The 19,831-nt window shown below is 70.3% G+C and carries 20 protein-coding genes; 9 read left to right on the top strand and 11 right to left on the bottom strand.

Features of this window, described 5'->3' with window-relative positions; translation table 11 throughout:
• Positions 1 to 2: 2 nt before the first annotated feature.
• Positions 3 to 1,373, bottom strand: coding sequence for an FAD-dependent monooxygenase (locus tag AB5L52_RS17090; protein WP_369364850.1), 1,371 nt, complete (start codon positions 1,371 to 1,373; stop codon positions 3 to 5).
• A gap of 71 nt (positions 1,374 to 1,444) precedes the next feature.
• On the opposite strand from AB5L52_RS17090, the gene AB5L52_RS17085 reads away from it, so the two are divergent.
• Positions 1,445 to 2,095 carry a TetR/AcrR family transcriptional regulator C-terminal domain-containing protein gene (locus tag AB5L52_RS17085; RefSeq protein ID WP_369364848.1) on the top strand — a complete coding sequence of 217 codons (651 nt, stop codon included), beginning with the start codon at positions 1,445 to 1,447 and terminating at the stop codon, positions 2,093 to 2,095.
• Positions 2,096 to 2,099: 4 nt separating this feature from the next.
• On the opposite strand, the gene AB5L52_RS17080 is transcribed toward AB5L52_RS17085, so the two are convergent.
• The 4 genes from AB5L52_RS17080 to AB5L52_RS17065 all read right to left on the bottom strand — a co-directional run bounded on the left by AB5L52_RS17080 (position 2,100) and on the right by AB5L52_RS17065 (position 6,684).
• A complete protein-coding gene (locus AB5L52_RS17080; protein ID WP_369364846.1) occupies positions 2,100 to 3,041 on the bottom strand; it encodes a class I SAM-dependent methyltransferase in 942 nt (313 codons plus the stop codon).
• Positions 3,042 to 3,133: 92 nt separating this feature from the next.
• Positions 3,134 to 4,285: an acyltransferase gene (locus tag AB5L52_RS17075; protein WP_351021363.1), complete on the bottom strand. Its 1,152-nt coding sequence runs from the start codon at positions 4,283 to 4,285 to the stop codon at positions 3,134 to 3,136.
• 90 nt (positions 4,286 to 4,375) lie between these two features.
• Positions 4,376 to 5,710: an alpha-2,8-polysialyltransferase family protein gene (locus AB5L52_RS17070; RefSeq protein WP_351561659.1), complete on the bottom strand. Its 1,335-nt coding sequence runs from the start codon at positions 5,708 to 5,710 to the stop codon at positions 4,376 to 4,378.
• Positions 5,707 to 6,684 carry a glycosyltransferase family 2 protein gene (locus AB5L52_RS17065; RefSeq protein WP_351021656.1) on the bottom strand — a complete coding sequence of 326 codons (978 nt, stop codon included), beginning with the start codon at positions 6,682 to 6,684 and terminating at the stop codon, positions 5,707 to 5,709. Before AB5L52_RS17065 ends, AB5L52_RS17070 begins: the two co-directional genes overlap by 4 nt.
• Positions 6,685 to 6,882: 198 nt before the next feature.
• On the opposite strand from AB5L52_RS17065, the gene AB5L52_RS17060 reads away from it, so the two are divergent.
• The 4 genes from AB5L52_RS17060 to AB5L52_RS17045 all read left to right on the top strand — a co-directional run bounded on the left by AB5L52_RS17060 (position 6,883) and on the right by AB5L52_RS17045 (position 11,623).
• A complete protein-coding gene (locus tag AB5L52_RS17060; protein ID WP_351561661.1) occupies positions 6,883 to 8,205 on the top strand; it encodes a DUF6716 putative glycosyltransferase in 1,323 nt (440 codons plus the stop codon).
• Between the two features lie 17 nt (positions 8,206 to 8,222).
• Complete coding sequence (locus tag AB5L52_RS17055; RefSeq protein WP_369364844.1) at positions 8,223 to 9,461, top strand: NTP transferase domain-containing protein; 1,239 nt, start codon at positions 8,223 to 8,225, stop codon at positions 9,459 to 9,461.
• Positions 9,462 to 9,473: 12 nt separating this feature from the next.
• Positions 9,474 to 10,412 carry an N-acetylneuraminate synthase family protein gene (locus AB5L52_RS17050; RefSeq protein ID WP_351021355.1) on the top strand — a complete coding sequence of 313 codons (939 nt, stop codon included), beginning with the start codon at positions 9,474 to 9,476 and terminating at the stop codon, positions 10,410 to 10,412.
• 62 nt (positions 10,413 to 10,474) lie between these two features.
• Positions 10,475 to 11,623 (top strand): hypothetical protein, encoded by a 1,149-nt coding sequence (locus AB5L52_RS17045; protein ID WP_351021353.1) that lies wholly within the window; start codon positions 10,475 to 10,477, stop codon positions 11,621 to 11,623.
• 36 nt (positions 11,624 to 11,659) lie between these two features.
• On the opposite strand, the gene AB5L52_RS17040 is transcribed toward AB5L52_RS17045, so the two are convergent.
• The 5 genes from AB5L52_RS17040 to AB5L52_RS17020 form a co-directional block, all read right to left on the bottom strand.
• On the bottom strand, positions 11,660 to 12,028 hold the full coding sequence (locus AB5L52_RS17040) for a hypothetical protein (protein ID WP_351021352.1): 369 nt from the start codon (positions 12,026 to 12,028) through the stop codon (positions 11,660 to 11,662).
• Positions 12,029 to 12,194: 166 nt separating this feature from the next.
• Positions 12,195 to 12,758 carry a DUF4232 domain-containing protein gene (locus AB5L52_RS17035; RefSeq protein WP_369364842.1) on the bottom strand — a complete coding sequence of 188 codons (564 nt, stop codon included), beginning with the start codon at positions 12,756 to 12,758 and terminating at the stop codon, positions 12,195 to 12,197.
• A gap of 106 nt (positions 12,759 to 12,864) precedes the next feature.
• Positions 12,865 to 13,059: a DUF397 domain-containing protein gene (locus AB5L52_RS17030; RefSeq protein ID WP_369364841.1), complete on the bottom strand. Its 195-nt coding sequence runs from the start codon at positions 13,057 to 13,059 to the stop codon at positions 12,865 to 12,867.
• Between the two features lie 115 nt (positions 13,060 to 13,174).
• Entirely contained in the window at positions 13,175 to 13,369 is a 195-nt protein-coding gene (locus AB5L52_RS17025; protein ID WP_351021346.1) for a DUF397 domain-containing protein, read from the bottom strand.
• Positions 13,370 to 13,376: 7 nt separating this feature from the next.
• Entirely contained in the window at positions 13,377 to 14,219 is an 843-nt protein-coding gene (locus tag AB5L52_RS17020) for a helix-turn-helix transcriptional regulator (protein WP_351021345.1), read from the bottom strand.
• Positions 14,220 to 14,424: 205 nt separating this feature from the next.
• Here AB5L52_RS17020 and AB5L52_RS17015 point away from each other — a divergent pair, with 205 nt between their 5' ends.
• The gene (locus tag AB5L52_RS17015; RefSeq protein WP_351021343.1) at positions 14,425 to 14,835 is read left to right on the top strand and encodes an ATP-binding protein; all 411 of its coding nucleotides are present in this window, start codon (positions 14,425 to 14,427) and stop codon (positions 14,833 to 14,835) included.
• A 127-nt stretch (positions 14,836 to 14,962) separates the two neighbouring features.
• On the top strand, positions 14,963 to 15,946 hold the full coding sequence (locus AB5L52_RS17010; RefSeq protein WP_369364839.1) for a DUF1259 domain-containing protein: 984 nt from the start codon (positions 14,963 to 14,965) through the stop codon (positions 15,944 to 15,946).
• Between the two features lie 13 nt (positions 15,947 to 15,959).
• On the opposite strand, the gene AB5L52_RS17005 is transcribed toward AB5L52_RS17010, so the two are convergent.
• Positions 15,960 to 16,643, bottom strand: a complete 684-nt coding sequence (locus tag AB5L52_RS17005) for a class I SAM-dependent methyltransferase (RefSeq protein ID WP_351021654.1) — start codon at positions 16,641 to 16,643, stop codon at positions 15,960 to 15,962.
• A 344-nt stretch (positions 16,644 to 16,987) separates the two neighbouring features.
• Between AB5L52_RS17005 and AB5L52_RS17000 the strand changes: the two genes are divergently transcribed.
• The gene (locus tag AB5L52_RS17000) at positions 16,988 to 18,223 is read left to right on the top strand and encodes a M20 family metallopeptidase (RefSeq protein ID WP_351021339.1); all 1,236 of its coding nucleotides are present in this window, start codon (positions 16,988 to 16,990) and stop codon (positions 18,221 to 18,223) included.
• Positions 18,224 to 18,760: 537 nt separating this feature from the next.
• On the top strand, positions 18,761 to 19,816 hold the full coding sequence (locus AB5L52_RS16995; protein WP_351021337.1) for a BMP family ABC transporter substrate-binding protein: 1,056 nt from the start codon (positions 18,761 to 18,763) through the stop codon (positions 19,814 to 19,816).
• Positions 19,817 to 19,831 lie beyond the last annotated feature (15 nt).

Genomic DNA, 19,831 nt, shown 5'->3' with positions numbered 1-19,831 from the left:
TCTCACCCCGAGAAGCGCCCGAGATACTCCCTGAGCCCCTCCGCCGACTCGCCCGCCCAGCCCACGTACCCGTCCGGGCGGATCAGGAAGACCCCCGGGCCGTAGGACTCCGGGACCGCCGGGAGGGCTCGGACGCCGGGGAGGGAGGTTTCCGCGCCCAGCAGGGTCCAGTGCGGTCCCCGGAACGCGTCGAAGAGGCGGACGCCGTCCACCGTGCCGTCCGGGGCGCGGTCGCCTGCCCGGACGCCCGACGGGTTGTCCCGCATCTCCACGCTCAGGGACGACTCCCGGTAGCCCAGCCCCAGTTGTGTCGTCTTCCGTCCGCGGGTCACCTCGCCGTGGTGTACGCCCGTCGACAGGTCGAGCATGGCCGCCGCGTTCGCCCGGCGCTCCTCCTCGTAGGTGTCGAGGACTGAATCCGGTGCTCCGGCGCGCAGCACCGCGCCCAGTTTCCAGCCCAGGTTGTAGGCGTCCTGGACGCTGGTGTTCAGGCCCTGGCCGCCGGCCGGGGAGTGGAGGTGGGCCGCGTCGCCGGCGAGGAGGACCCGGCCCACCCGGAAGCGGTCCGCCAGTGCCGTACGGGGCCGGAAGTCCGAGGCCCAGCGCACTCCGGTGACGTCCTCGGCGGCCAGGTGGGTGTACGCGGCCACCAGTGCGCGGATGCCGTCCAGGGACACGTCGGGTTCCGTGCCCTCCGGGAGCCGCACCTGCATCTGGAAGACGTCGGTGCCGGCCAGCGGGCACAGAGCCACGGCGCTGCCGTCGTCCTTGGGGAAGGTGTGCCAGTAGTCCCGGTCCAGCCCCTGCACCCACACGTCCGCCACCACGAACGGCGCCGGGTCGACCGTCTCCCCGGCCATGCCGACGCCCAGCGCACGCCGGACGACCGACCGGCCGCCGTCGGCGGCGACGACGTACCGCGCACGGGCGGACGTACCGTCGGCGAACCGGACGGTCACGCCGTCCGCGTCCTGCGCCAGGCCCGTCACCTCCCGCCCGAAGGCCACCTCGCCGCCCAGCTCGGCCAGCCGCTCGTACAGGACTTCCTGGGTCCGCCACTGCGCGACCATCAGCGGCTCGGCGTACGGCGCACCCTCGTCCGGAGCCACCGGCTCGAACAGCACCTGCTCGTCGGCCCGCTCACCGTCCTTCCAGACCATCTGGCTGGGGTAGGGGCCGCCGGCCGCCCGGATCGCCTCCCCTACGCCGAGGTCGTCGAACACCTCCTGGGTGCGCGGCTGGATCCCCTTGCCGCGTGAGCCGGGGAACAGGGCCTCGGACCGCTCCACGACCCGTGCGTCCACGCCGCGCCGCGCGAGGTCGATACCGAGGGCCAGGCCGGTGGGACCCGCGCCCACGATCAGGACATCCATGACTTATCCCCTTAACGTTGTTAAGTGCCGTCGCCCATGAGCTTGCCCTTAACGCTGTTAAGCTGTCAAGTGTGAGCCCCGAGAAACGTGCCCCGCTGGATCGCCGCCGCGTCGCCGACACGGCTTTGCGGCTGCTGAACGAGGTCGGCCTGGAGGGTCTGACCCTGCGTGCCATCGCCAAGGAGCTGGACGTCAAGGCGCCCGCGCTCTACTGGCACTTCAAGGACAAACAGGCGCTGCTGGACGAGATGGCGACGGAGATGTACCGCCGGATGGTCGCGGGCACCGCGCTCGATCCCGCCGACACCTGGCAGGAGCGGCTGCTGAGGTCGAACCGCGGGCTGCGGGCCGCGCTGCTCGGCTACCGCGACGGGGCGAAGGTCTTCAGCGGCTCACGTTTCACGGGCACGGAGCACGCCCCCGCGCTGGAGGCGAACCTGCGGCTGCTGACGGAGGCCGGGTTCACCCTCGACCAGGCCGTCCACGCGGGCCGTACGGCGAGCGCGTACACCGTCGGCTTCGTCATCGAGGAACAGGGCGTGCAGCCCCTCCCGGGCGAGCGCCGGGAGGGGTACGACGTGGCGGAACGCGCCCGGCGGCTGGCCGAGTACCCGCTGGCCGCCGAGGCCGGGCAACTGCTCTTCGACGGCTACGACGCGCAGTTCGAGGAGGGACTGGCGATCGTCGTCGCGGGTGTCGGGGCGCGGTACGGGATCGGCTGAGCCGTCACTTCCGGGCGGCGCGGGCGTTGCGGATCGCCCGGGTGACCACCGGCGGGAGGAGGTCGACGGCGAGTTTGCGGGCCCGGCTCCTGCTCCGGCGCGGTGCGGGCCGAGCCGGAGACGGCGCGGGAGTCGCGGCGGGCGCCGGGGCCGCCTGCTCCTGCGGCACCGGCTCCTCGGCGGCCTCCGCGTGCTTGGCGGGCGGGAACTCCGGTGCCCGCATGCCCTTCGACTTCAGCCGGACGATCCGGTGCCCGGCGGCCTCCTGGACGCTCAGATCGCAGTCGGACCGCTCCCGCACCATCGCCAGCAGCTCCTCCTGGACCGGCTCCGGGTCGCCCCAGGTGCCGTACAGCTTCTGGGTGCTCAGGCAGATGGGGCGCAGGCCGCGGTTGAGTACGGCCTCCCAGGTCGCTATCGAGACACCGGGGGTGTGCTCGGAGCGGAAGTCGTCCAGCACGACGATGCCGTCCGGGAGCAGCAGATCATGGGCGGCCCCGATGTCGCCGTGCACATGCTCGTACAGATGCGAGGCGTCGATGTGCACGAACCGGCAGGAGCCGGCCTCGACCTCGGCGGGCACCACGGAGCTGGGTCCCTGGAGCACCCGGGGGAGGTCGTCGTGGAAAGAGGTGTAGTTCTCCTCGAAGAGCCGCCGGGTCAGCGCGCTGTACGACTTGGCCGACTCGGCCTGGTTGGCGTCGTCGGGGGCGTCGCCCTCGAACAGGTCGCACACGGTGTACCGCTCGGCGGGCTGCCGGTGCCGCCCTATGAAGATCGCGCTCTTGCCCATATAGACGCCGACTTCCAGCAGGTCACCCCGCATCCCGGCCGATTCCTGCCGGTTCAGGAACCAGTCGAAGAGCAACTGGTCGAGCACCGGGAACCAGCCGGGGACGTCATCGAGACATCGGGGCGGTCGCGTCGTTTCCTGGATGGTGGCCATGCGGAGTGGGCACTCCCTTGTGCGGCGTCTGTGGGATCCCTGCGGGGGGCCTGTGCGGCGTGGGCTCTACGGTGCCTGCCCGCAGGGTCCGTTCAAAACCCAAGCCCAGATGAACGACTGGACAACTTCCGTTCCTTCAGCGCCCTCTTGAGCCGCGGGCCGAACGGCCGCTCCACGAACCGGTGGATCAGCCACGCCAGCCCCAGCATCCCGAGCACGGTCACGCCGAGCGTCGGCCACGCCGGCAGGCCGAGCCCCCGGTGCAGCACCCGGATCGCGAACCAGCCCAGGTGCTCGTGGATCAGGTAGAAGGGGTACGTCAGCGCGCCCGCGGTGACCAGCCAGGGCCAGGAGGCCCACCGCGTCCAGCCCAGCGCCACGACGGCGACGGCCGCGAAGGCGACGGTGACGATCAGGATGACGACGTACGGGTCGCGGTGCGGGTGCGGGCCCCACAGTCCGAGGGTGGCCTCCCGCTGTGCCAGCAGCCAGGACATCGCGACGATGCCCCACGTCAGCAGGTCGCTGCCGAAGCGGTGGATCAGATACAGCGCCAGCCCGCCGATGAAGAAGGGGGCGTACTGGGGCATGATCACCTGGTTCAGCAGGTTGTCGTTCGTGCTGTGGCAGAGCACGGAGGCCAGCGTCCAGACGCAGGCGAACAGCACCACCCGGCGGTAGGTCACCCCGCGCAACACGACGAGCAGCGCGAACAGCACGTAGAACCGGACCTCGACCCAGAGCGTCCAGCACACGCCCAGGACGCGGGTCGCGCCCATCGGCTGCTGGAGCATCGTCAGGTTGACCAGGAACTCGTCCAGCCGGACCGCGTGGACCACGGCGGGCAGCGCGAGCGATGCCCCCGTGATCAGGACCAGCGCGACCCAGTAGGCGGGGTAGAGGCGCGCGACCCGGGAGCGGAAGAAGTCGCCGAGGGTGCGGCCCCAACTGCTCATGCAGATCACGAAACCGCTGATGACGAAGAACAGCTCCACGCCGAAATTGCCGTAGACGGCAGCCCGGGACAGGGCCGGGAAGAGGTGGCCCGGACTCCCGTGCCAGGACGCGGAGACCGTGCCGCCGCGGCCGACGTAGTGGTAGAGGCAGACCATCAGCGCGGCGACGAGCCGCAGACCGTCCAGGGCGAGCAGACGGCTGCCACGCCCGCCGGTGGCGGGGCCTGGCGCCGCACGGGGTATGAGGGGGCCGGGTGCGGTGGCGACGCCGGGAGGTGAAGCAGCCATGTGCGGTTTCCTTCCTGGTTCGGGTCTTCACGGTCCGGCCGCCGACGGCTCCGGCCGTGGCAACGCTCCAACTCGGCTAGCCGCTAGCCGCTAGCCGCGTACGCGCCGACCCAGGCTGCGCGCGGTGCGGGCCACCCGGCGGACCGTCGCGTTGCGCGGGATGAACGCCAGCTGGGCGGGCACCCCGCCGGGCAGGGCCAGCGAGGACAGGCGCCGGCGCTTGAAGTAGCGCACGGTGCTTGCGTTCAGGTTCTTGGTGAGCCAGGTCTCGGCGTGCGAGCGCAGGCTCGGGTAGATCTTCGGCTGCATCGCGAAGCCCACCGCGCGGATCAGCGCACCGAGCACCTCGACGTCCATGCCGGAGCGCTGCTCGGTGACCGCGGCCCGGTCGCCGAGTGCGGGCAGCAGCGCGTCCACGATGGTCACCGGGACCCGGTTGCTGTTCTCGTACGGCGCCAGCTGCTCCAGCAGCGTCTCGGTGCCGATGCGGGCGACGGGCAGGCCGTAGAGCGCCTTCGCCGTGAGCAGGGCGGTGGAGAAGCAGCCGACGACCAGCGCGGGACGCATCCGCTGGTACAGCACCTCGGCGAGGACCGGCGTGTCGACCACGGTCAGTTCGACCTTCAGCTTCTCCGCCTCCTGCCGCAGGGAGCGGGTGAAGCCGGCCGGGGCGGACGGGTGCGGCTTGAACACCACCTTGCCGTGCCCGAGCGCGGCCGCGCCCCTCAGCATCCGCACATGCAGGTTCTCCTCCTGCTCGGCGGTGAGGATCTCCAGCTCCGACAGGTACTGGCCGAGCAGCAGCGCGGGCTCCTCGACGTCCGGCACCTCGGCGCCGGACGGCGCGAGTGCGGCGAGCACCTTGGTGAAGGCGGCGGTCGGCACGAGCTCGCCCGGCACGTCGAACTCGGTGAGCAGCAGCGGCTTCAGGCCCGGCACCAGGTCCAGGTGCAGCACCCGGTCCACCCGGGTACCGACCAGCGGATCGATCTTGTTGCGGGTGGGGCCGTAGCTCATCAGCCCGTCGGCGTAGACCGTCACCGGGGCGCCGGTGAAGATCTGCGCGAGTGCCTGGGACGGGTTGACCTGGATCGACTCGACGGCCAACTCCACGTCGTCGTCGCCCAGTTGCCACTCGTGCCGCAGGAAGCGTTCCCACAGCGGCATGTCGTCCACGCGGGGCGCCCAGCCGCCCGGGTGGAACGGGAAGATCGTCTCGTTGTACGAGATCACCTCGTCGAAGCGGTCGCGCAGCTTCTCGAAGCCGGGTGCCTCGTCCAGCGCCGGCGTGGTCTCGGGCGCGGCCGCGTTGTTGCAGACCAGCAGGATCCGCCGGTCGGCCGGGCCGAAGCAGCCGGAGTCCAGGGCGGCGGCGAGCGTGGCCGTGCCGTACAGGGTCGAGGCCTGGAAGATCTGAGTGGTCACGCGGCGGCCCCCGTTGCGGCGGGACGGCGGCGCAGCCGGCGCAGCTTGCCGGCGCGCTGGATGTCCATCGAGTCCAGCGCGTCGTCCAGCACGTCCTGCGGCATGCGCCGCAGGGCCGCGGCACTCATGGATTTCAGTTTTCTCGCCACCGGGGGCTCGAACCTTTCGATGGATCCCAGATGATGGGAAATGATGGCGCAATAGGTGCGGACCGCCTTCGGCAACAGTTCGTCCGCGTCCCGGTCCTGGGCGGTTTCTGCGACAACCTGATCGAATGCCCGAATGAAATCGAGCTGCCGGACATCACCGATCTGAGTGAGTGACGAGGCGACCCCGCGCCGGTAGAAAACGCCCAGCAGGCTCACCGCGGCGAAGGACTCCGCCTCCCGGTGCAACTTCCAGATCCACGGCCGGTCCTCGGCCGTGCGCAGCCCGTCGGTGAAGTGCAGGAGGCCCTTGTCGACCAGACGGCGGTGGTAGACGCCGGCCCAGGCGTAGGCGTAGTCCACGGACGTCGACCGGTCCGCGGGCAGGATCGCCTCGCGCGGGCTCAGCACCGTGTGCCGCCGGCCGACCGGGACCCGGAACACCTGGCGCGTGCGCGCCGTGCACTGCACATGGTCGGTGCGGATGAAGTCGCAGCCCAGCTCCTCCATGGCCGAGACCAGCTGCGGGAAGTAGCCGGGGGCGAGCCAGTCGTCGCCGTCCAGGAAGGTCAGATACTCGCCGCGTGCCCGGTCGATGCCGGTGTTGCGGGCGGTCGCGAGGCCTCCGTTCTGCTCGTGCCGGACGAAGACGGCCCCCGGCAACTCGCGCTCCGCGCGCGCGAGAATCTCTGGTGTCCCGTCGCGGGAACAGTCGTCGACGAGAATGAATTCGAAGTCCTCACGCGCGTTCGCCCTCAGGCTCCTGAGCGTGTCGGGCGCGTATTGCTGCACGTTGTAGAACGGCACGATGACGGAGAGCTTGACCACGTCAGGGACGTTAGGGGGAAGCCCGTCATTCGTCTTGACCGTCTGCTTGATGCTGAGTGAACGGCACGTGGCGAAGCTGTGAACCAGGTTATTTTCGCGTGCCCGGACGGCCCGATTCGCCATTCGGCGATGTGCTGTTAACCGTTTGTTGCATTCGGGTTGGGCCGAACCTCGGAATGGCTTTCTAGCGTCTTCGGCGTGCCAGCAAGTGCTACGAAGTCCCTGCGGGTCGCCGTCCTCGCCGATTCCGACACCCGGTGGAAGTGGGGCGCGCTCACCGCGCAACGCCTCGCTCCCACGGACGCCGGGATCCGGCTCGACGGCTACCTCCTGCGGGGACGCGCCACTCCCACAGCCCGCCAGCTGAAGGAGGTCGGCGTCCGCGCCGACTCCCTGCGCGAGGTCACCGGCGTCGAGTTCCTGCGCGCCATGGGCGGCACCGCCGAAGACCCGTACGACGTTCTCATCCTCGCGCTCGTCGGCGGCGGCGTCCAGGCCATGCTGCACGGCCTGCGCGCCACCTGGGCGGGCGCCGGCAAGCGCCCCGTCGTCGTCACCGGCTACGTCGGAGTCGTCTACGAGAAGCTCGCCGACGGACTGCTGCTGCGGCACGGCGCGGACCTCGTCCTCGCCAACTCCCGGCACGACGCGGACCGGTTCCGGGCCGTGTACGAGGGCGTGGGCGCCGACGCCTCCTCGGTCACCGAGGTCGCGCTGCCCTTCCTCGGCGGGGCGCCGTACACCGGTGAACATGAGCCGTACACCGTGGTGTTCGCGGCCCAGCCGTCCGTCCCGGAGAGCCGCAAGGACCGTACGTACCTGCTGAACCGGCTCATCCAGCACGCCCGCAGGCACCCCGAGCGCGAGGTGCTGCTCAAGCTGCGCTCCAAGCCGGGCGAACACACCACCCACATCGAGGAGTTGCCGTACCAGAAGCTGGTCCAGGGCAAGAGCGTGCCCGCCAACTTCCGCCTCGTGTACGGCCATATGGGCGAGGTGCTGGACCGCACCGACCTGCTGGTCACGGTCAGCTCCACGGCCGCCCTGGAGGCCCTGCACCGCCGTATCCCCACGGTCGTCCTGACCGACCTGGGCGTGCGCGAGGTGTTCGGCAACCACCACTTCACCGGCTCCGGCTGCCTGGCCTCCTGGGACCAGCTCGACGCCGGGCACCGGCCGACGCCCGACGCGGAATGGGTGTCCCGGCAGGGCGTCGCCGCCGACGGCACCTACGCCACCGCTTTCGACACCGCGCGTGAACGCATCGCCAAGCTGCTGGACCGACCGGGGGGGCTGCCGCCCCTCACCCCCTACTACACCCCCGAGACCGCGCCCGGCTACCTGCCCGGCATCCTCGCCCGCCACCACCTCGGCCCCGACGGCGTCCCGCTGCCCGGCGCGCCCGCCGCCGACAAGGAGCCCGGAGCGGTCCGCCAGATCGTGCGCCGCGCCGCGCGTGGCGCCTACCGCCACGGCGTGCAGCGGGTCGCCCCGGTGATCCGCCGGATGGGGGAGCTGTGACCTCTCAAGGAGATCGGATGTCCAACTCGGAAGCGGGACAGGGCGCGACGGTGCGCCGGGTGCTCGCGGTGATCCCCGCACGCGGCGGCTCCAAGGGCGTGCCCGCGAAGAACCTCGCGCCCGTCGGCGGCATCCCGCTGGTGGCCCGCGCGGTCCGCGAGTGCCGGGCGACCCGGCTGGTGACCGACGTCGTCGTCTCCACCGACGACCAGGCCATCGCCGCCGCCGCCCGGGAGGCCGGCGCCGAGGTCGTGCTGCGCCCGGCCGCCATCGCCGGCGACACGGCGACCTCCGAGGCCGCGGTCCTGCACGCCATGGACGCCCACGAGGCGCTGCACGGCGCGGCCGTCGACGTGGTCCTGCTCGTGCAGTGCACCAGCCCGTTCCTCGTCCGCGAGGACATCGACGGGGTGGTCGGCGCGGTCGTGGACAACGGCGCGGACACGGCGGTCACGGTGGCCCCCTTCCACGGCTTCATCTGGCGGGACGGCGCGGACACCCCCGGCGCGCCGGCCGGCGGCTTCGGCGTCAACCACGACAAGTCCTACCGCCCCCGCCGCCAGGACCGGCCGCAGGACCTGCTGGAGACCGGCGCCGCCTACGCCATGGCCGCGGCCGGCTTCCGCAAGCACCAGCACCGCTTCTTCGGCCACACCGAGCTGGTCCGCACCGACCCGGCGCGTGTGCTGGAGATCGACGACCCGCACGACCTCGCCCGCGCCCGGGCCCTCGCGCCCCTCTTCGACGCGGACCGCCCCGACGCCCTCCCGACCGCCGACGACATCGACGCGGTCGTACTCGACTTCGACGGCACCCAGACCGACGACCGGGTGCTGATCGACTCCGAAGGACGGGAGTTCGTCTCCGTGCACCGCGGCGACGGACTCGGCATCGCGGCCCTGCGCAAGAGCGGCCTGAAGATGCTGATCCTGTCCACGGAACAGAACCCTGTGGTCGCCGCCCGCGCCCGGAAGCTGAAACTCCCGGTGCTGCACGGCATCGACCGCAAGGACCTCGCCCTGAAGCAGTGGTGCGAGGAGCAGGGCATCGCGCCGGAGCGCGTGCTCTACGTAGGCAACGACGTCAACGACCTGCCGTGCTTCGCCCTCGTCGGCTGGCCCGTCGCGGTCGCGAGCGCCCACGACGTCGTACGCGGCGCCGCACGCGCGGTCACCACTGTCCCCGGCGGTGACGGCGCGATCCGAGAGATCGCCAGCTGGATCCTCGGCCCCTCTCTCGACTCCCTCCCCAAGTAAGGACATCCCCTGATGAGCACCAACTCCCGTCTGCGTACGTTCGGTTCGCGCGAGGTCGGCCCGGGCCGTCCCGTCTACATCTGCGGCGAGATCGGCATCAACCACAACGGTGAGCTGGAGAACGCGTTCAAGCTGATCGACGTGGCCGCCGAGGCGGGCTGCGACGCCGTCAAGTTCCAGAAGCGCACCCCGGAGATCTGCACCCCGCGCGACCAGTGGGACATCGAGCGCGACACCCCCTGGGGCCGGATGACCTACATCGACTACCGCCACCGCGTGGAGTTCGGTGAGGACGAGTACCGTCAGATCGACGAGTACTGCAAGGAGAAGGGCATCGCCTGGTTCGCCTCCCCGTGGGACACCGAGGCCGTCGCCTTCCTGGAGAAGTTCGACGTCCCCGCCCACAAGGTGGCCTCCGCCTCCCTGACCGACGACGAGCTGCTGCGCGCCCTGCGCGCGACCGGCCGCGCGGTCATCCTCTCCACCGGCATGTCGACCCCGAAGCAGATCCGCCACGCGGTCGAGGTCCTCGGCTCGGAGAACATCCTGATGTGCCACGCCACTTCGACGTACCCCGCGAAGGCCGAGGAGCTGAACCTCCGCGTGATCAACACGCTGGAGAAGGAGTACCCGAACGTCCCGATCGGCTACTCCGGCCACGAGACGGGCCTGCAGACCACCCTCGCCGCGGTCGCGCTCGGGGCGGCCTTCGTCGAGCGCCACATCACCCTCGACCGCGCGATGTGGGGCTCCGACCAGGCCGCCTCCGTCGAGCCGCAGGGCCTCACGCGCCTCGTCCGCGACATCCGCACCATCGAGGCCTCCCTCGGCGACGGCGTCAAGAAGGTCTACGACTCCGAGCTCGGCCCGATGAAGAAGCTGCGCCGCGTCGCCGGTGTCGTCGCCGAGGCGGAGATCGCCGCGGCCGCGGGCGAGCCGGTCACGGTCTGAGTGTTCTGATCGCCTTACCGGTTCCCTCACGGGTTCCCTTACGACAGGACGGTCGTACGCCGATGAGCCCCCGCGCCGGTCAGGCCGGCCACCCTCCCCGCACGCTCGCCTTCGTGGAGAGCCCGGTCCAGCTGCTGAACGTGCTGGAGTGGGCGCATCTGTACGGCCTGCGCGGCGCGGACCCGGAGCCGCTGGGCTCCGTGCCCGCGCAGGTGAGGCGGACGGTGACCGGCGACTCGCCACCGGCCGGCGCGGACCTCACGGTCGTCGTCCTGTCCCCGACCGACCCCATGAGCCGGGGCCAGCTGCGCCGCATGGCGGACCTGGCCCGGGACGAGGGGTACCGGGTGCGCTGGGAGAACGCGCGGGGCGGCACGACCGCGCCCTTCTCGACGATCGGCGGCCTGGCGGGGGCGCTCCGCCGGGCCGACCGCATCGTGATGGGAGACCCGTTCTCCCGCTACGTACAACTGCTGCTGACCATCACCCGGGCCCGCGACCTGGTCGTGGTGGACGACGGCACGGCGACGATGGAGTTCGTCGCCCAACTCGCCCGTGGCGAACGCCTGGTCCGCTGGCACCGCAAGGGCGGCCGCCCCGGCGCACGCGACCTGCTCTTCGCGCCGGTGTCATCCTCGGCCCGCCGCCGCCTCACGCCGAGCGCCCACCGCCGGGTGGAGGTCTTCTCCTCCATGCCGGTGACGGAGACCCCGGAGGGCGTGACGGTCACGGTGAACGACTTCTCCTGGACCCGGGCCCGCTTCGGCCCGCCGCGCATCACCAAGGGCGCGGACATGGTGGGCACGTCCCTGGTGGAAACGGGCGTCGTGGACGGCGACCGCTACGTGGAAGCGGTCCGCACCCTCTCCAAGGCCCACGGCGCGACCCGCTACTTCGCGCACCGCCGGGAGAGCGCGGAGAAACTCCACCGCCTGGCCGCCGAGACCGGCCTGCAGATCGTCCGCCCGGACCTCCCCCTGGAACTGATCGCCCGCCGCGGTCCCATCGGCCGTACGATCCTCAGCTTCCCGTCGACGGTCGTCCACACCCTGCCGCTGGCCCTGGTGGGAACCGGGGTGCGGGTGGCGGTCTGCGACATCGACCCGACATGGCTGACCGAGAACGCCTCCCCCCGGGCCCAGGGCTTCCTGGCGGGGGTCACCGGGACGGCCCGGGACGTACACAGGCTGGCGGCGGTGAGCCCGGCGTAGCCGGTGCCGCGGCGAGGGAGAGGGCCGTACGGCGCATCAGGCCGGTTCTTCGTCGGCTTCGTCCTCTTCGTCGGCTTCCGCCGCGGCCATGATCGCCGTCTCGTACACGTCGACGACCTGCTCCACGGTCCGGTCTGTGTACTTCGCGAGGTCGGCGACCGCCGCGACCGCCCAGTTCGCCAACGACAGGGCGAAGGCCAGCATTTCGTCCTCACTGCGAGTGCGCTTGACCGCCAGCAGGTAGGCCAGGTTCAGATAGGGCACGAGATCGGGCTCGGCGGCCTGTCTCCCGCTCGTCCGCACCATTTCGATCGTGGTCCGCGTCGCCTCCGCGCGGAGCGGCAGCAGCCGGTCCCGTTCGGCGTGCACCTCGCCGAGAAACCGCCGGCGCTCGTGCTTCTCCATACGTTCCTCCCGGACTTCGTCCCACCCACTGTTGCGGATCGGAGGGGGGCGGCACAGCCGATTCGATCCAACTGCTCGACTTGTCGGGTCGGCCGAGGGCACCGAGGAGGAACGGCGGGTGACGGGCGCCGGCGCCCGGGTTCAGGCGGGGTGGACCGGAGGCGGTTCAGTGCAGTTGGGGCGGGCCCAACAGCGGGTCGTCGGGGCCGCACACCTGCGCCCGCACATGGTGCCCCCGCGTGTCGGTCAGCTGCACGAGGGAGCCGTAGTCGTCGTGCGGGGCGCGGTGCGGTGGCGTCACGGAGATGCTCGGGTCGTACTCCGCCGAGATGTCGCAGCTCTCGGACGGCGAGCCGACCGCGTCGTAGAAGACCGGGAACGCGATGCTGTGGCCCGGCTTCAGTACCAGATGGACCGGCGTGGATTTCTTCGGCTTCGCGTCGCTCGCCGGTCCCTTGCCGACGAAGTATTCGAGCCCCGGGTAACCGTCGAAGGCGCAGGGCTTCGCTCCCTTGTGCGCGGCGCTGAGCATCGCAGTCGGCGTGTTGTGCGGCTTGCCCGGCAGAAGGGTCAGCTTCCAGCTCAGCTGGGACGATCCGCACACGGCGGGACGAGCGTCCGAAGAGCCTCTGGACGGCTGGGTGGCGGTGTCGTGCTCCTTGCCGCAGGCAGCGGCACCCAGCAGCACCACCAGGCTGAGAGCGCAGACCGCCCGTGTCCGCCGCGCCATGAGACTTCCCCCTGGTGAAGACATCCCCACGGGACCCGGTGTCACCGCTCCAGCCCCACCGCACGGAGAGATGCGGACCCTTCCAGGGAGGTTCCAGAAAGAAGTCTCAGTGGCAGGCGCCGGTACGGATGGCCTTGATGAAGGGGGTGAAGGCTTCGGTGGGGATGGTGAGGGTGCCGAGGGCGGGGTCCTTGGAGTCTCGGATGGCTATGTGGGTGGGGCGGGGGGCGATTTCCACGCAGTTGGCTCCGTCGTTGCCGCCGGAGTAGGACGACTTCCGCCAGTTGTCAGGTGCGGGCATCGCAGCTCCTTCGCCATGTGGTGGACCGGGTCGTTTCGCAGCGTCAGCCACCTCCTTCACACACGTGGCGTACTCGACGTATGCAACGAGCGCCGATGCCTCGCCAGGACGGTGCCTAGGCGCGCTGCGCCTCCTTCAGGGCTTGGATGAAGGGGGTGAAGGCTTCGGTGGGGATGGTGAGGGTGCCGAGGGCGGGGTCCTTGGAGTCTCGGATGGCTATGTGGGTGGGGCGGGGGGCGATTTCCACGCAGGAGTCTCCATCGCCGGGCCCGGAGTAGGACGACTTCCGCCAGTTGTCGGGGGTGCCCATGGGTGCCTCACAGCTCTTTCGCCAGCCTGTGGATGAAGTCACGTGAGCGCTCGGGGTCGAGCGACACGGTCTCCATTTTATGAAAGAGCGTTCGAAAGGCGCTGAGCTGGGCTTCTGAGTCGATGAAAGCCGCTCCATAGGGGCCGTCGCGCACGACCGTGTCCAACCTGGGTACGGCGCCCCCTGCGTACGTCATCGCGTTCGCGGCACCGGTGAAACCCTCTAGGCGGAACGGGATGACACGTACGGTGACGTGCCCTGCTTCAGAACGCTCCACCAAGTGCGCGAGTTGAGCCCGTGAGGCGGTGCGGTCGCTAACCATGATCCGCAGTGCGGCTTCGTGGATGACCGCCTCATATGGGGTACCTACGATGGCTGTCTTGCGTTGCATCCGGTGACGGACGCGCAACTCAATCTCCTCAGAGGGGAGTTCTGGAACTCTGTCGGAGAAGACGGCACGCGCGTAGTCCTCCGTCTGGAGGGGGCCGGGGACGAAGAGGAACTGGACCTCCCGCAGGCAGGTGGCGTGGTGCTCCAGCTCGGACAGGTCGAGGAACGGCTTGGGCAGTAGCCATCGGTACTCCTCCCACCAGCCGCGTGTCCGGTCGGTTGCCATGGCCACCAGGGCTGAGATCAGCTCCTCGTCAGTGCACATGTAGTGAGTGGCAAGCCGGCGCAGCCGCGCTTCGCTGACGCCTGCGAGTCCCGACTCGATCTGGTTGATCTGGACGGAACTCACGCCGAGCAGGTCTGCTGCCTCACGACCCTTGAGACCGGCCGCGTCGCGAAGTCTGCGCAGTTCGGCACCCAGACGCATCTGGCGTGCCGTCGGTTCGCGCCTCAAGCCCATCAACTGCTCCTCGGTCCAACACGCCTGAGTGTGTGACTCGTTCAGGGGCAGATTACGCGATCCGCTTGCTCGGTCTGCAAATAAAGGTCTACCGTCAGTGACGTAACACACGCAGAGCGGAAGTGCACCGCGCTGTCCTGCCATGACGGCTGCGGCAATGCCACCGCGCGCCAAATCCCCTCCTTTGTACCGGAGTTGATGACGCATGCCCGAAAATGAAGCCTGGGACTACACCCTCTACATCCCCAACGACCTCAGAGCCGTCACCGTCTGCCGCCGCACCCTGCGCCTGATCCTCACCCTGCACGGGCTGATCGGGATCGTGGACACCGCAGAACTGCTGGCGGCTGAGCTGGTCTCCAACGCCGTACGCCACACCAAGGGGCCTGCAGCCCTCAGGGTCCGCCGTACCCCGGAGGGCACCGTGTGGATCGGGGCGTGGGACACCGATCCCGCTCCGCCGGATCCGCCACGGTCGCTGGAGCAGGTGGCGGAGCTGGAGGACGGGCGGGGGCTGGGGCTGGTGAAGGCTTGTGCGGAGTACTGGGGGTGGCAGCCCACGGCGCGGTTCGGGGATCGCGGGAAGTACGTGTGGTGTGAGCTCGGGGCCGCGTGACCGTGGCAAACGCCGTACTCCGGTCCCGCGACCAGGCGAAACCCGGTCGTGGCGTCCACGGCCCGGTGGTGCGAGTCGTTCATCCTGTCTGATCCGAACAGTCGGTCGAGGGGCAAGGGGACGGCGCATGGAGTCGAACGGCAGCACGCTGCGCACGTCGCGGCGTGGGTTCCTCGTGGCAGGCGGCGTACTGGGCTCCGCTCTGGCCGAGGCTCCCGTGGCGCAGGCCCTCGACCGGCTCGGGGAGGACGGTCGCGGTGACGTGCCCGAGTCGCTCCAGCGGCCCGTGGCGACGCTCCCGGCGGACTGGCAGCCCGTGGCCGAGGCGCTGCGCGGGGTGGGTGGGCTGGGTGCGGACGGACTCGTGTTCCGCCTGACCTTTCCCCGCTACGACCTGAATCTGACCTCGCACGGGGTCGGTGGCCTGGTGGAGGGGTCGTTCGCGGCGTTCGCCCGTTACCCGGACGGCAGCACGATGCTCATGGGCGACGTGGTCGCCACCGAGGACGAGCTGCAGAGTGTCACCGACGCCCTGCAGGCCCATGATCTGGCGCAGACCGCGATTCACAAGCATCTCCCCGCCCATCGGCCGCCACTGTGGTGGACGCATGTCCACGGTGTCTCCGCCGATCCGCTGTCCCTCGCCCGCGCCATGCGAGCGGGGCTGGACGCCACGGCCACCCCCGGGCCCCGGGAGCCCGACACATCGCCGCCGGCCGGTCTCGACACCGCCGCCATCGACGCCGTGCTGGGTGCGAAGGGAAGGAGCGAGGACGGCTACCGTTTCTCCTTCGCCCGCCGGGAGACGGTCAGCGACGGCGGCCGTGTCGTGCCGGGCGCCATGGGAGTCACGACCGCTGTCACCTTCTTCCCCACAGGGGGTGGGCGTGCCGCCGCCACCGGGGACTTCGTCATGATCGCCGGCGAGGTGCAGCGGGTCATCAAGATCCTGCGAACCGGCGGGATCGGCGTGGTCGAGCTGCACAATCACTTTCTGGACGACCAGCCCCGCCTCTTCTACCTGCACTTCTGGGCCGTCGGTGACGCCGTCGCCCTGGCCCGAACCCTCCAGAGCGCCAAAGCGGCCACGAATCTCGTCTCCGGCTCGTGACCGCCGGACTGGTTCAGGCTTCGCCGGCGGGCCTGCGGGCCAGCACGAACGCCCTCGCCCGGCTCTCCTCCCCGGTCGGTTCCCGGCGTACGGTCGCCACCAGCTCCAGGCCCGCCTCCGTCAGCGCGGCGCTGACCTGGTCCGGAGTGCGCCAGTAGTAGTCGAGGTCGATCTCGTGGCCGAAGCGCTCGGGCAGGTGCAGACGGCCGGGCTCCGTGCCGGTCTGGAAGGCGAGGAGGACGTGGCCGCCGGGCAGCAGGGTGCGGTGGAATTCGGCGCAGGCCGCCGGCAGGTGGGCGTCGGGGACGTGGATCGTCGAGTACAGGGCGAGGATGCCGCCCAGGGTGGCGTCCGGCAGGTCCAGCGACGTCATCGAGCCGATGTGGAAGCGTAGTTGGGGGTAGGCGTCGCGGGCCAGCCTCACCATCGAGGGGGAGAGATCCACGCCGAAGGCGGGCACGCCCAGCTCGTCCAGGAGCGCGGTGACGTGGCCGGGGCCGCTGCCCAGGTCGGCCACGGGGGCCGAGCCGTGCTCGGTCACCAGCTCGGCGAAGGCGGTGATCAGGGTGCGGTCGAGTGGGTGCCGGCCGCCGGCCGGGAACTGGGCCGCGTAGTCCTTGGCGATCGTGTCGTAGGAGGTGCGGGTCGTCTGCAGGAAGGTCTCGGCCGCGGCGGAGGCCTCGGTCGGGCCGGTCAGGACGTTCTCGGTCGCGTCGGTCACGGGTGCGGACCCTACCGGCGGCGACCTCGGCACGGGGCCGGTTCGGCGGGGGCCGGTTCGGCGGAGTGGGGCTACGGCCCAGGTCAGCGGTCCGGGGTGGGGTGGATCCGGAGCGTGGACGCGGTCCGGTACCTGGACAAGTCGAGCGGGACTATGGCGAGGCGTGGTATGCGTGGAAGGAGAAACAGAGGTTTTACCCACCAGAGTCCGCCGCCATGCGTCCGCCGGTCAGATTTTCTTCCCCTAACGGGCTGAACTTTTGTTGATCGAGGGGTAGTTGACCATCCGGGCGTCCTACCCTTCAGAGGGTGAAGCAATTGATGTCCCTAGAGTCCGAGGCCGGTCTTGCGGGGGATGTGCTCCCCGGCGTGCTGAGCGAAGCCCTGCACGCCGAACTCGTCGCCTTCCGTCGCGACTTGCACATGCACCCTGAGCTGGGCAATCAGGAGTTCCGTACGACCGCCGCGATCAAGGAGCGGCTGGAGCAGGCAGGGCTTCGGCCCCGCGTGCTCGCCAAGGGAACCGGACTCGTCTGTGACATCGGCCTGACCGAGGGCAAGCGCCCGGCCGTGCCTCTCCTGGCCCTGCGCGCGGACATCGACGCCCTGCCCATCCCGGACACCAAGACCGACTGCGCCTATCGGTCGACCGTGCCGGACCGGGCGCACGCCTGCGGTCACGACGTGCACACGACCGTCGTACTCGGCACCGGGCTGGTCCTCGCCGACCTGCACGCCAAGGGCCTGCTGCCCCGGCCGGTACGGCTGCTCTTCCAGCCCGCCGAGGAGGTGCTGCCCGGCGGCGCCCTGGACGCCATCGAGGACGGGGTGCTGAAGGGGGTCGGGCGGATCCTCGCCGTGCACTGCGACCCTCGCGTCGACGCCGGGCGGATCGGGCTGCGGCACGGGGCGATCACCAGCGCGTGCGACCGGCTCGAAGTCGCCCTGGACGGGCCGGGCGGGCACACCGCCCGGCCGCATCTGACCACCGACCTGGTGAACGCCGCCGCCCGCGTCGCCGTCGACGTGCCCGCCGTGATCGGCCGCCGCGTCGACGCCCGCGTCGGCCTCGTCCTCACCTGGGGCCGGATCGAGTCGGGCCACGCGCCGAACGTGATCCCGCAGCACGCCGAGCTGTCCGGCACCGTGCGCTGCCTGGACCTGGAGGCCTGGCGGGACGCGCCCGACATCGTGCACGCGGCCATCGACGAGGTCGCGACCCTGCACCGGGCCAAGTCCGAGATCACCTATGTACGCGGGGTGCCGCCGGTGGTGAACGACAAGGAGTCCACCGAGCTGCTGCGCCGGGCGATGGTCGCGCGGCGCGGCCGGGACTCCGTCGAGAGCACCGAGCAGAGCCTCGGCGGCGAGGACTACTCCTGGTATCTGGAGCACGTGCCGGGCGCCATGGCCCGCCTCGGGGTACGGCGCCCCGGCGAGCGCACCGTGCGCGACCTCCACCAGGGTGACTTCGACGCCGACGAACACGCGATCAAGGTCGGCGTGGAGATGTTCACGGCGGCGGCCTTCCTGGAACCGAACGGCGTTCAGGGCTGAGCCACGTTCGGCCCCACGAGTCGGGCGGTCCGGCGTCACGCCGTTCGGCCCGACTCAAAAGGCGGTGGCGTGGGGCGCCCGGTCTTACGGGAATTCAAAAGTCATATTTATTGGCGTGACGTCCCGACGGCCGTTAGTTCGTGCGTCCGTGAGTCCGTGATCACTCCGTGCGGAGCCGCTGCCCGCAGCGCTCCCGCACCGCTCCCGAGGTGGGAAGCCGGGGCGGCGCTGAGGATGGACGGTGAGGGCGGACGCTGAGAGCGGGCGGTCCTGACGTGGGCTGCTCCGCCGTTCGGCGCAACATGCTCATAAGCCTTTTGCACATCGTGCGCAATAGCGGCGCGGCAGGGCTAAGACCCCGAGTTCAGGTGCTGTTTGCCTCGAATCGATAACGGCTTCGAGAGAGGGTTTTTTGCGACATCTACGCGCGTTACGATGCCGCGAAGCCGACGCCGAAGGGGCGTTTCGGCTCGAGCACTGGCATGGTGCTCACATCAAGCGCCTCCAGGGCGCTCAGGTCAGGTGAAGGAGCCTCCCGTGCGCCGGGTAGCCAAGCTTTCCGCTGCGTGTATCGCGACCGCAGCACTCGCCGTGACTGCCACCGCGTGTGGCAGCACGTCCTCTGACAACACTTCCTCTTCCTCCTCCTCGGGCGGCGGCAAGGGCGTCAAGATCGGTCTCGCCTACGACGTCGGCGGCCGTGGTGACCGTTCCTTCAACGACTCCGCCGCGCGCGGTGCCGACAAGGCCGAGAAGGAGTTCGGCGGTTCCATCAAGGAGCTGACCGCGAAGACCTCCGACACCCCGGCCGACCGCGAGCAGCGCCTCACGGACCTCGCCCAGGCCGGCTACAACCCGGTCATCGCGATCGGTTACACCTACGCGCCCGCCGTGGAGAAGGTCGCCAAGCAGTTCCCGAAGACCTCCTTCGGCCTGGTCGACTCCGTGGTGAACGGCACCAACGTCGACAACATCACCTTCACCGAGGAGCAGAGCTCCTACCTCGCCGGTGTCGCCGCCGCGCTGAAGACCAAGAAGGACCACGTCGGCTTCATCGGCGGTGTGGACATCCCGCTGATCAAGAAGTTCGAGGCGGGCTACGTCCAGGGCGTGCACGACACCAACCCCAAGGTCAAGGTCGACACCCAGTACCTGAGCCACGGCTCGGACACCTCCGGCTTCGCCAGCCCCGACAAGGGCAAGGAGGCCGCGCAGGGCATGCTGGACAACGGCGCGGACGTCATCTACTCCGCCGCCGGCTCCTCCGGCAACGGTGCGATCGAGGCCGTCAGCGGCGTCAAGGGCGCCTGGGCCATCGGCGTGGACTCCGACCAGTACAACATCCCGGGTCTGGCCAAGTACAAGAACGCGATCCTGACCTCGGCCGTCAAGAACGTCGACGTCGGTGTCTACGACCTGGTCCAGTCCGTGCACAACGGCAAGCCGCTGACCGGCAACAACGTCTACTCGCTCGCCAAGAACGGTGTCTCCCTGGCCACCAGCGGCGGCTTCCTCACCGACATCCAGCCCAAGCTGGACGCCGCGAAGCAGAAGATCGTCTCCGGCCAGATCAAGGTCAAGACCACCCCGTGACCCCGTGATCCGACG

Origin of the sequence: Streptomyces sp. CG4, assembly GCF_041080655.1 — a bacterium.
Lineage (GTDB): Bacteria > Actinomycetota > Actinomycetes > Streptomycetales > Streptomycetaceae > Streptomyces.
Note: the sequence above shows the minus strand (reverse complement) of the source record. Positions and strands in the feature narration are given on the sequence as shown.